Annotated in this window: 16 protein-coding genes; 12 read left to right on the plus strand and 4 right to left on the minus strand. The window is 54.6% G+C overall.

Annotated elements, in window-relative coordinates; all coding sequences use genetic code 11:
• Positions 1-20: 20 nt before the first annotated feature.
• Positions 21-338 carry a hypothetical protein gene (locus tag AYK82_RS06215; protein WP_068312801.1) on the minus strand — a complete coding sequence of 106 codons (318 nt, stop codon included), beginning with the start codon at positions 336-338 and terminating at the stop codon, positions 21-23.
• Between the two features lie 86 nt (positions 339-424).
• Here AYK82_RS06215 and AYK82_RS06220 point away from each other — a divergent pair, with 86 nt between their 5' ends.
• Positions 425-721, plus strand: a complete 297-nt coding sequence (locus AYK82_RS06220; RefSeq protein ID WP_068312802.1) for a helix-turn-helix domain-containing protein — start codon at positions 425-427, stop codon at positions 719-721.
• Positions 722-735: 14 nt separating this feature from the next.
• On the opposite strand, the gene AYK82_RS17945 is transcribed toward AYK82_RS06220, so the two are convergent.
• Positions 736-906 (minus strand): hypothetical protein, encoded by a 171-nt coding sequence (locus AYK82_RS17945; protein ID WP_156453278.1) that lies wholly within the window; start codon positions 904-906, stop codon positions 736-738.
• Positions 907-996: 90 nt separating this feature from the next.
• Positions 997-1401 carry a hypothetical protein gene (locus tag AYK82_RS06225; protein ID WP_156453279.1) on the minus strand — a complete coding sequence of 135 codons (405 nt, stop codon included), beginning with the start codon at positions 1399-1401 and terminating at the stop codon, positions 997-999.
• Between the two features lie 224 nt (positions 1402-1625).
• On the opposite strand from AYK82_RS06225, the gene AYK82_RS06230 reads away from it, so the two are divergent.
• The 11 genes from AYK82_RS06230 to AYK82_RS17950 all read left to right on the plus strand — a co-directional run bounded on the left by AYK82_RS06230 (position 1626) and on the right by AYK82_RS17950 (position 8972).
• Complete coding sequence (locus AYK82_RS06230) at positions 1626-1958, plus strand: hypothetical protein (RefSeq protein WP_068312811.1); 333 nt, start codon at positions 1626-1628, stop codon at positions 1956-1958.
• A 146-nt stretch (positions 1959-2104) separates the two neighbouring features.
• A complete protein-coding gene (locus AYK82_RS06235; RefSeq protein ID WP_068312813.1) occupies positions 2105-2392 on the plus strand; it encodes a hypothetical protein in 288 nt (95 codons plus the stop codon).
• Between the two features lie 11 nt (positions 2393-2403).
• Entirely contained in the window at positions 2404-2937 is a 534-nt protein-coding gene (locus AYK82_RS06240; protein WP_068312815.1) for a hypothetical protein, read from the plus strand.
• Entirely contained in the window at positions 2934-3293 is a 360-nt protein-coding gene (locus AYK82_RS06245; protein ID WP_068312817.1) for a hypothetical protein, read from the plus strand. The genes AYK82_RS06240 and AYK82_RS06245 overlap by 4 nt, the downstream gene beginning before the upstream one ends.
• Positions 3294-3307: 14 nt before the next feature.
• Positions 3308-3700 carry a hypothetical protein gene (locus AYK82_RS06250; RefSeq protein WP_068312819.1) on the plus strand — a complete coding sequence of 131 codons (393 nt, stop codon included), beginning with the start codon at positions 3308-3310 and terminating at the stop codon, positions 3698-3700.
• 53 nt (positions 3701-3753) lie between these two features.
• Positions 3754-4776 (plus strand): DUF2303 family protein, encoded by a 1023-nt coding sequence (locus AYK82_RS06255; protein WP_068312822.1) that lies wholly within the window; start codon positions 3754-3756, stop codon positions 4774-4776.
• Positions 4777-4898: 122 nt separating this feature from the next.
• Entirely contained in the window at positions 4899-5501 is a 603-nt protein-coding gene (locus AYK82_RS06260; RefSeq protein WP_068312825.1) for a bactofilin family protein, read from the plus strand.
• Positions 5502-5518: 17 nt separating this feature from the next.
• Positions 5519-6487, plus strand: coding sequence for a phage Gp37/Gp68 family protein (locus tag AYK82_RS06265; protein ID WP_068312826.1), 969 nt, complete (start codon positions 5519-5521; stop codon positions 6485-6487).
• Positions 6484-6705 carry a DUF3310 domain-containing protein gene (locus AYK82_RS06270; protein ID WP_068312828.1) on the plus strand — a complete coding sequence of 74 codons (222 nt, stop codon included), beginning with the start codon at positions 6484-6486 and terminating at the stop codon, positions 6703-6705. Before AYK82_RS06265 ends, AYK82_RS06270 begins: the two co-directional genes overlap by 4 nt.
• A gap of 451 nt (positions 6706-7156) precedes the next feature.
• Positions 7157-8311 (plus strand): tyrosine-type recombinase/integrase, encoded by a 1155-nt coding sequence (locus AYK82_RS06275; protein ID WP_068312829.1) that lies wholly within the window; start codon positions 7157-7159, stop codon positions 8309-8311.
• A gap of 454 nt (positions 8312-8765) precedes the next feature.
• A complete protein-coding gene (locus AYK82_RS17950) occupies positions 8766-8972 on the plus strand; it encodes a hypothetical protein (RefSeq protein ID WP_208976413.1) in 207 nt (68 codons plus the stop codon).
• A 5-nt stretch (positions 8973-8977) separates the two neighbouring features.
• Here AYK82_RS17950 and AYK82_RS18105 read toward each other — a convergent pair.
• Positions 8978-9267 (minus strand): hypothetical protein (locus tag AYK82_RS18105; RefSeq protein WP_172795197.1); only part of this gene is annotated, 290 nt, incomplete at its 5' end.

Below are 9267 nucleotides of genomic sequence, written 5' to 3' on the forward strand. Positions count from 1 at the left end.
GTTGCATCGGCTTGCAGGCATCAGGCAGCTGTTGCCGTATCGTCCGCCAAGGGCAGAACAGCGCCAGATGCGGCGGCAGAGGCCGCCGCGCCCCCGCCGCCGCCTGGCGCCGCCTCTTGCGCTCTATCCACCCCACCACTCCGTGGCAGCTTCCAACTGAAAAGATGAAGCGGCACCACAACGTTTTGCGCCGCTCCAAGATCCCTCAGGGCGAGATACCAAGCAGCTGGAAAACGATTGGAGTGCTTTGCAGCAAACAACGCGCCCGCTTTCACGCCAAGCACCGCCATCACCTGCTGCTCACCAAGCTGATGCAATATTGTCTTTGCTTCGTTCATATCGGCATGCTGTCAAATATTTTGAGTTACCGCAACCCAAAAAATCACTTCTATCAATTTTTTTGAGTCTGAGCGATGGTAACCCCATGAAACAACCAGCAGAATCAGAAAGCGCACAGGTCAGCGCTCGCCTTGCTTGGCTGCGCAGCCACTACAGCCTAGAGATCAAGGATATGGCAGCTGACATTGATGCCAGCTACACCCAGATGATCAACTGGCTCACCGGCACACAGCGCCTCTCGCTCAAAGGCGCACTGGCTATCAGTACGACCTACGGCATATCTCTGGATTTTCTATTTCTTGGACGCGTGGAGAGCCTCCCCCCCGAGCTCGCACGATCGTGGATGGCATTTTCCCGCGCAAAAGATGCGGCGCAGCAATAGCTGCACCCACACCCTCAATAGGCAATCGGACCGTAGTCCGTAGAGACCAGATGCCGCAGATTAGCCGCAACAAGTCTCGTCGCTCCCTCATCTAGCCCTCGCGTGAGACACTCAAGTACCTCCAGCGAGATCGCCAGCTCATAACTCAAAAAAATCAACAAATCACGACGAAAAAGTTCTGTCATTACAATCGCTCCATCGGAGTTTTTAACACTCCGACAGAGCACATCACCCCTCAGAAACCCCTTAAAATTTATGGGGCACTATAGTCTAATTTACTTCACAGCCGTTATACAGCGCTCCGCAAAATCCTGCAGCGCAGGGTCCGCACTCGATGTATACCGTTGCGATGCAATCGCACCACGTGAATTTCCAGCTATCAATTCCAAATCATAGGGCCGCTGCCATATTGAGAAAAACGCGGCCACGGAAACTTCACTAGAAAATTCAACATGCTCCGCGCCCTGATAAACCCTGCGCCGTAGAAGCGTAACCAGCTTAACCTCGCGCTCTCCGCCTGACGACAGCCGCATGTATGGGAGATCTGCATTGTATGCATCCATTTGCGAGCGAGAAAGCGAGAGACCTACGAGGACCCAGCGTAGCAGCACCACGCGATCTTTTTGCCAGCATTCCAGCTCGAGCAACTTATCCCCTCCAAACACTTCGAGTAACGACATGTACTGACCTGAGGATATTGAGTTCAGTTCTCGAAGCCGAGTTTCAGCCCTTCCTAACCCGGGCCACATAAGCAAGAAAAACAAAAGAAGAATTCGCATTACATATCCTTCCAATAATAAACATATCTCAAAATTTTTGATTACATAGATTGACAGATCAAATTTTTTGAGTTTTGATGTGTGCGTTACTTGTTCCGTTTAATGCACTCACAGGAGGTAGAGTAATGCATAGTCAAACACACCAGCAAGCACCCCTTTCGTTCCCTTATGATCTGGGCGAGCGCGTGTATGTCTCTCAGCTCCGTGCTACGGGTATTGTTAGCGCGATCTGCATTCATCTGGATGGCGGCGCCCGCGCGCAGGTCGAGGTGCGCAACATCGCCAAAAACACTGGCGAACCCTTTCTCAATACATACTGGCTTAGCGCAGAACAGCTGGCGCACCCGCTCACACAAGAGCAGCAACGCATTGCTGCGGAGGCTGCCGTCCTGAATGCGGTGGATGCGCCCGCAGAAATGACCGCGCAGACAATGGGCAGCAGGCCACTGGTCGCCTAGCTCTTCCCTCCCCACTCACAACAGACACCTCAGGACAGCGGCACCCCTCCCAAAGTCGCAGTCCCAACTGGCGCGGGGCATACCGCTTCGCGCCGCTTCTTTTTGCGGCCTTTTTTGGGAGCCAATCGAATTTGCAGGAGGAATGAATGGGCTACGCAATTCCGAATGAGCATGACGCAGCGCCCTGCCTTGGCAGCCAGCGCGACAGCTGGGAGGTCATCGCCGGGCCATCTGCCCGCGCGGGGGACGCCAGTGCCAAAACACAGGCGCTCATTGGCGATCTCACTTTGGCACTGGATCACCTGCGAGACACGGCAAAAACCACGCCGCGCGATACCGCCGCCATCGATCTCGCCATCCGCGATCTCAAACGCCTGTCCATGCAGCACATGTCGGAAATGGTGGCGCTGCTGCCTGCTGGCCGCGCCAAATAGAGGAACCGCACATGTTGAACCCCTTTAATGCAAATCCGCCTGATGACGCGCCATTTTCCCGCCCGCTTGCCCGCCGCGAGCTCAATGCCATTGGCCAGAGCCTCGCGCAATGCCTGCTGCCGCAAATGCGCCGGCCATTATCTCTGGCGCAGCGGGATTGCGCTGTTCTGTCCCTGCTGGAGCCCCGCGCGCAGCGCCAGTACCTTGGCCTTGCCATCTACAGCCATCTTACTATGGCGGATGAGGACAATCCGGTGCTGGTGGCACGGCTAGCCATGAGCGGGCTGGATCCCGCCGAGATCACAGACTGGACGAGCACTATCAACCAGCGCCGCTCTCAAATCAATCAGGCTGCTCGCACCCTCCATGGCAAACGCATAGTGCAAACCGGGGTGCCATCAGCGCTCAAGCGCCTGTTAAATCCAGTCCACAGCTGCGAGGAGGCTGCCTGCCGATGGGTCGAATGCGCCGAAAATATCATCGCATACGCGCAGCACGCGCCCTGCACCCGCACCACCGCGCAGCAACAGGAGCCCGCGCAATGATTTCGCAGCAGGAAATTGAACATTGCCTCACGCAGCTGCGCGGGCTCGCCGCCAGTTATGAGGCCCATGGCCGCCAGCAATACCAGCAGGGCCTCATGGCAGGGCGCCACACAGGCCTGAGCGAGGGAAAATCCAAAGCCTCGCAGCTGCTGGAAACGGCAATAGCCGCAGTTGAGGAGAGCATGGAGGTTAGCACCGTGACCGGCCATCCCCTCTACCCGCCGGAGCGCGAAGAGGCGCTGCAACTGCTGATGGGCCTGATCAAACAGGTCAACGCAATTGGTATTACAGGCGCACAGGCGAACGCTAGTGATCAACAACCATCACCAACAACGCCGACAAGGCCAACGCGTTAACGAGGGATAATCAGATGAGCCAGTTCGAATATCGGGATTTCGCGCAGTTTCTCATGCATCTGGAAGATGGCGATCTAAACGCCGATGCCTCGCGCAAAATGCAGCAAATCTCGCAGGCACTAGCCGAGCACGTCGATACCCATGGCGGTAATCCGGAGGCCACGCTCACAGTCAAACTGAAATTCAAATCCAAATCCGGCGTGGTCAACGTCTCCGCGACGCTCAACGACACCTTGCCACAGCCGCCACGGCAAGGTTCGGTGCTGTGGACCTCGCAAAACGGCTTCACGCCGCAAAACCCCCGCCAGAGCGACATGTTCGATGGGCCTCGCGCAATCTCGACAGAGTCGCCGCAGAGGCAGCCAGGCCCCCTTAGCCCCGAGCACCAACACCCGCGCACGGTCTAGGCCCTGCGCCTACGCACGCCAAAACACACGAGCAACCTAACAGGAGAAACCAAATGACCAACCTCGCAACCGCGCTGGAAAAGCTCTCTCAAATGAGCGGGCAAGCACACAATCCAGAAATAGTTCGCGTAAAGCATCCTCATTTTGGCAACGAAATCACCCAGCTGGTGCTACGTGATGGCGATGGCGGCATGCAGGCCATCGATCTCACAAAGGCACTTGAGCGATACGATCGCCACCCCCTGCGCCGCACCGGCACCATGCAAGCGCTGTCGCTGGAGAGTCTGATCGAGTTCACCCAGCGCAATATGGAGGAAAACTCTGCGATGTTCGCAGACAACCGCAGCGATCAGCTCTCGCTCACCACAGTGTTCAACTATAACGATCCGGTCAATCGCGACACCTGCTCCGCTCCTGCCGCAACTGCCGAGGACGAGATCTCCCTCCCCGCAGGCGGTGTATCGCTCCCCCAGTGGGGCGACCACAGAACGCGCTACGCGTTCCCCCTGTCCCGCGAATGGAACATCTGGCGCGCAGCTGAGCGCGAAAAAATGGACATGATCGAGTTCTCGCACTTTCTGGAGGACAACATCACCGATGTGATGCCCCTGCCCACATTCCTGCTGCCGGGCGCCGCCGCTGATCTGGATAATCTGAGCGAGCCGGACAAAAACCTGCGCCAACTCATCATCCAACTGGAGAGCCGCCCATGCGGGCCGGATAAGCTCATGACACTGGCCAAGGGATTGCAGGTGCATGACCAGCAAAAAGCAAAAGTGGCTTACAACCGCTCCACTGGGGAGCAACAGCTGGTATTTGAGGAGCAGCACACCGATGCCGAGGGGAAACCGCTGGCTGTGCCAAACCTGTTCCTGATCTCCATACCGGTGTTTGAGGGCGAACAATCCTATCGCATTCCGGTGCGCCTGCGCTACCGCACCATTCGCGGCGGCGGAATTTACTGGCTGCTCTCTTTGCATCGCCCCGATCGCTGTCTGGAGCATGCGTTCAACGAGGCTTGCGCAACAGCTGCCTGCGCAACCGGCCTGCCGTTGTTCTACGGCACGCCAGAGTAATTAATGGCCAGCGCCTGGTTGATCTCCAAAAGCAGCCAAGCGTACTTTGGTGACCCTGCTGGTAGCAAGCTCTGCAAACAAGCGCTTGACGTGCGTATCGGCCAACTGAATGGAGGTAAGTAATGACCAAAAAATATGAATTCACCGGTGAAACAAAAACATTTACCGGGAAAACACTGAACCGCATTCGCGCGCTGAGAGATTTCGCCTATATCACGGCGGGCGATCTGGGCGGCTGGATCGAGAGTGAAGGCAACCTGTCACATGACGGCGATGCATGGGTCGACGGCGATGCACGGGTCAGCGGCGATGCACGGGTCAGCGGCGATGCACGGGTCAGCGACAAGGCACGGGTCAGCGGCGATGCACGGGTCAGCGGCAAGGCACGGGTCAGCGGCAAGGCACGGGTCTGCGACAAGGCACTGGTCGACGGCGATGCACGGGTCAGCGGCAATGCACTGATCGGCCGCCTCGATGATTATATCTGCGTCACCTCGATAGGGTCAGAAAATGGTTTTTTCACTGCCTATCTCACTAAAACAGGCAACATTGAGTGTAATTGTGGTTGTTTTGGGGACGATGAAACCAAAACACTGGCAGAGTTTGCAAGTGCCGTTGAGGCGACCCACGGCGATAACGAGCACGCACAGGCCTACAGGCACATGATTGCCATGGTTAAGGCGCGGCTGGAGCCTCTCGCAGCCAAACGACGGGCTGAACTTTAAAAGGAGGAGGCGGCGTGATGGCGGAAAACTCAAAAATTGAATGGTGCGACCACACATTCAACCCGTGGATCGGCTGCTCCAAGGTTAGCCCAGCCTGCGATAATTGCTACGCCGAGGCCTATGACAAGCGCTTTGGTGGGGAGCGCTGGGGTGTACATGCCCCTCGCAGGCTCACCAGCGATGTAAACTGGGAAAGGCCACTGAGCTGGAACCGGAAAGCCGCAAAAGAAGGAAAACGATACCGCGTTTTCTGTGCTTCGCTCGCAGATGTATTTGATAATCATTCAAGCATCCAGCCAGAATGGAGAGCGCGCCTTTGGGAATTGATAGAGAGAACACCCAACCTAGATTGGCTGCTCCTCACAAAACGTCCGCAAAATATCCAAAAGCTGGTTCCATGGGAATGGTTTTTCCCTATCAACGTCTGGATTGGTACCACCGTTGAGGATCAAAAAACGGCAGACCAGCGGATTAAGCACCTGAGCAAAATCCCGCAGGCGGTTCGCTTTCTCTCGTGCGAGCCGTTGATAGGCCCTGTCGATCTGACCAATGTTGAATGGTTTGATGGTCTGCGTTTCAATGCCCTAGAGGGCAAGTTGCATGGCGATACCGGCTACGTTTTTGAGCTTGAGTGGGTCATTGCAGGCGGGGAAAGCGGCGCAAAAGCCCGTCCGTCGCACCCGGACTGGTTCCGATCCCTACGCGACCAATGCGCATCTTGCCCAACACCGTTTCTGTTTAAGCAGTGGGGCAATTGGGTACCAATGCTTGACCGCGATAAAGATGATCCTGACTGGAGAGGCCCCTACGGCCGCGCGAATAGCCGACCCAACCAGTATCGTATCATTAATTTAGAGGGCGGCTGCGGGTTTCATGGCGAGCGCGTTCATCTCATGCGCCGCTGTACAAAAAGGGCCGCCGGTCGCCAGCTTGATGGCGTTGAGCATACAGCCTTTCCAAATCTAGCAAAGGAGGTGGCAGCATGAGTGATTTAGTAAATCACCCTCCCCACTACACCAGTCACCCCTCTGGCGTAGAGTGCATTCAGGTGACTGAGCACATGGGGTTCAATCTGGGCAATGCACTTAAATACATCTGGCGAGCCGATGAAAAGGGCAATGCCCTGCAGGATCTGGAAAAGGCGCGGTGGTACATCTCAAGAGAGATCGAGCGGCGGCAAAGCAGCAAGGGATCAGAGGCATGAAGGCGAGATCAAGATCCACTGTGACGACAACAGATACATCCTTGTTAGTGCAGACATACTCAGGACTGTGGCGGATCTTTCTGAGGAAGCTGATAAGCTGTGAGAGAAGCTGGATGCGTACTGGTCAGAGGAAAAAGCGACTTGGAATGGTTGGCACCATCTGAAGACTTAGCACGTAATGTATTGAGGGGGTGGGAATGACAAACTTGGCAGAACAGCTAGTACGACAATCACATGAGATCCTCATTGAGGAGGTTCGTCAGAGAATGGAAGGGCAGCTCCAAATCAGCCACGGAAGGGCTGCTAAAATCCTCAACCTTGACGTAAGGCGGCTTCAGGAGGAGGGTGACACCGGCCGAATTAAGTACATTGCGCGGGGTAATAAGAAGCGCCTCTACAACCTAGGCTTCTTGGTCGAGTATTTACTAACACCAACCAAGGGAGACGGAACGTGTCAGTCTACAGGCTCAAGGACAGTGCCGGGAAGGAGAAGAGCAAGGAGTACTACTACGACTTCAGGATCAACGGTCGTAGGTTTTCGGGCTTTACGGGAACAACGTCAAAAGCAAAGGCAAAACAAGTAGAGGAAGCTAAAAAGGCCGAAGCTAAGACTCCCAATGACACAACCTCTATTGATGGCGCTTTTCAGCAGTTCTTCGAAGAAAAGGGCTGCGACTATGCCGACGAAACTACTATCCTTTGGCGCATGGGGTTACTTCAGGATGAGCTGACAAAAATCCTTGAGGATGAGGGGCTACCCCCTAACATCTCAGAGATTAAGACTAAGCACCTCACCAGCTATGTGAGTATCAGACGCAAACAGCCAAACAACCGCAAGCGGCTCCCCTCACCCAGCACGATCAACCGTGAAGTACAGCTACTCCGGACAATCATTCGATACGCTGTGAATGTGTTTGAGGTTGAGATGCGTCTACCCAATTTTGGCGAAGCCTTGAAGCCAGAGCCAAGCGAACGGATCGTTGAAATTGAGCATGACGACCTTGAGAAAATCAAAGAAAACATGCGCTCTGACTACCATGACGCACTAGAGTTCTTGGTGCTCGCCGGCCCTCGCGCATCAAATGTGCTGATGGGCAAGGGGGTGGTGCTGAGGGAAGAGCATGTGAACTTGCAGAAGCGGCAACTAACCTTCTATGTCAAATCTAAGACGCCTGGGGGAAGGCCGGTCACAATCCCGATTACACAGCCAATGCTCATCATTCTGGCAAACAATATCGGAAACCACCCAGACGCAGTTTTTACCTATGTTGCGAAAAGCACTCGTGACGGAAGGAAAAAAGGTGAACGCTACCCCCTCACCTACACTGCTTTCAAAAGCGCCTTCAAGGCTGCTGCGAAGGAGATAAATAAGCCCGAGCTACGTGTGCACGACCTCCGACATACAGCCGCAACACGGATTTTGAGAAGTTCTGGAAACATTGCAGCAGCAAGAGATATGCTTGGCCATACCCGCGTGACAACAACCGAAAAATACAGCCACGTCATGAAACAAGACCTGCTGGAAATTATGGAAAGCACTCACAATCGCCAACAGATTACCAACAAATCTGAAGCGCAACCAAAAAAGAATAGGAAACGCAGTTAGTTATAGGTTTCTGTGTCTCGAACTTGAAAACCGGCGGGCGTGGAAGCGTCTCGTGGGTTCGAATCCCACCCTCTCCGCCAGCTTGGCTTTTTCATTAGTTTGAAAAATGCGCTGGAAATTATTTTCTCAATAAATTCATATAGATACTCAATTTTCTCGCAAAATGAAAATTTGCGAGGAATCGCCTGTTACGGGATTTTATTGATTTTCTCCGCCACTCAGACCCTCCCGTCTCCTATTGATTGGCGATCCTAAGTTCGCACGCCTTTGTCTGATTGTATACGATCACAAATACGTGCAATGTTTTGGCATCTTTCATTACTGATTTTGAGGGGATATGGTTGTACGGCAATATTGCGCCTATGGCTGCAAACAACTTACCGCGGGTAGTACTTTTTTACCTGGGCACGATCAAAAGCTTCGCACCGCAATAGAGAATGCCGCGGGGGGCATCTTGAAGCTTAAAGATCTGGTTGAGGCCAATTATGGTCCCATTGTTCCGGAGCGAGGTAAAAAAGTTTGCCCCGAATGCGGGCATGTTTTTCAAGGAAATGGCTGGGACGGGATTGATGCTCATTGGCGTGCCAAGCATGAGGATGTAATGCCATACGAACAGGCTTGGCCGCTTTTGAAAGAGGGACATTATCCCAAAACCGATTAAGTACCTCACTTCGGCAGTTGTGGATCATCGCGCCAGCGGCGGGCGAGTTTGATCAGTCCTTCCGATAGAGCCAGCCCGCACATGCCCAGCATAAAGCCGGTGGCGCCCTCCACCCCTGCATCGGCGGGGCCAAACCAGCGCTCCAGCACCGGCGCGACCACGGGGGTGAGATAGCCCGCCACCAGCGCCCCGACCACCGTTGCGCCAATGGTGTTGGCAAGGCTGGCCCGCGGATGCACGATCACCCGAACAAGCCCGCCGCAGATACCGGCAAGCACATGCATCAGTTTAATTC

This window comes from Polycladidibacter hongkongensis (genome assembly GCF_001561995.1).
Taxonomy (GTDB): Bacteria; Pseudomonadota; Alphaproteobacteria; order Rhizobiales; family Stappiaceae; genus Pseudovibrio; species Pseudovibrio hongkongensis.

Coding starts and splice junctions, on each gene's coding strand:
- AYK82_RS06265 (WP_068312826.1), top strand. CDS start 5,519: ATGGCGGAAAACTCAAAAATTGAATGGTGCGACCACACATTCAACCCG.
- AYK82_RS06215 (WP_068312801.1), bottom strand. CDS start 338: ATGAACGAAGCAAAGACAATATTGCATCAGCTTGGTGAGCAGCAGGTG.
- AYK82_RS06245 (WP_068312817.1), top strand. CDS start 2,934: ATGATTTCGCAGCAGGAAATTGAACATTGCCTCACGCAGCTGCGCGGG.
- AYK82_RS06255 (WP_068312822.1), top strand. CDS start 3,754: ATGACCAACCTCGCAACCGCGCTGGAAAAGCTCTCTCAAATGAGCGGG.
- AYK82_RS06260 (WP_068312825.1), top strand. CDS start 4,899: ATGACCAAAAAATATGAATTCACCGGTGAAACAAAAACATTTACCGGG.
- AYK82_RS06220 (WP_068312802.1), top strand. CDS start 425: ATGAAACAACCAGCAGAATCAGAAAGCGCACAGGTCAGCGCTCGCCTT.
- AYK82_RS06240 (WP_068312815.1), top strand. CDS start 2,404: ATGTTGAACCCCTTTAATGCAAATCCGCCTGATGACGCGCCATTTTCC.
- AYK82_RS17945 (WP_156453278.1), bottom strand. CDS start 906: ATGACAGAACTTTTTCGTCGTGATTTGTTGATTTTTTTGAGTTATGAG.
- AYK82_RS06235 (WP_068312813.1), top strand. CDS start 2,105: ATGGGCTACGCAATTCCGAATGAGCATGACGCAGCGCCCTGCCTTGGC.
- AYK82_RS06225 (WP_156453279.1), bottom strand. CDS start 1,401: ATGTCGTTACTCGAAGTGTTTGGAGGGGATAAGTTGCTCGAGCTGGAA.
- AYK82_RS06270 (WP_068312828.1), top strand. CDS start 6,484: ATGAGTGATTTAGTAAATCACCCTCCCCACTACACCAGTCACCCCTCT.
- AYK82_RS06230 (WP_068312811.1), top strand. CDS start 1,626: ATGCATAGTCAAACACACCAGCAAGCACCCCTTTCGTTCCCTTATGAT.
- AYK82_RS06250 (WP_068312819.1), top strand. CDS start 3,308: ATGAGCCAGTTCGAATATCGGGATTTCGCGCAGTTTCTCATGCATCTG.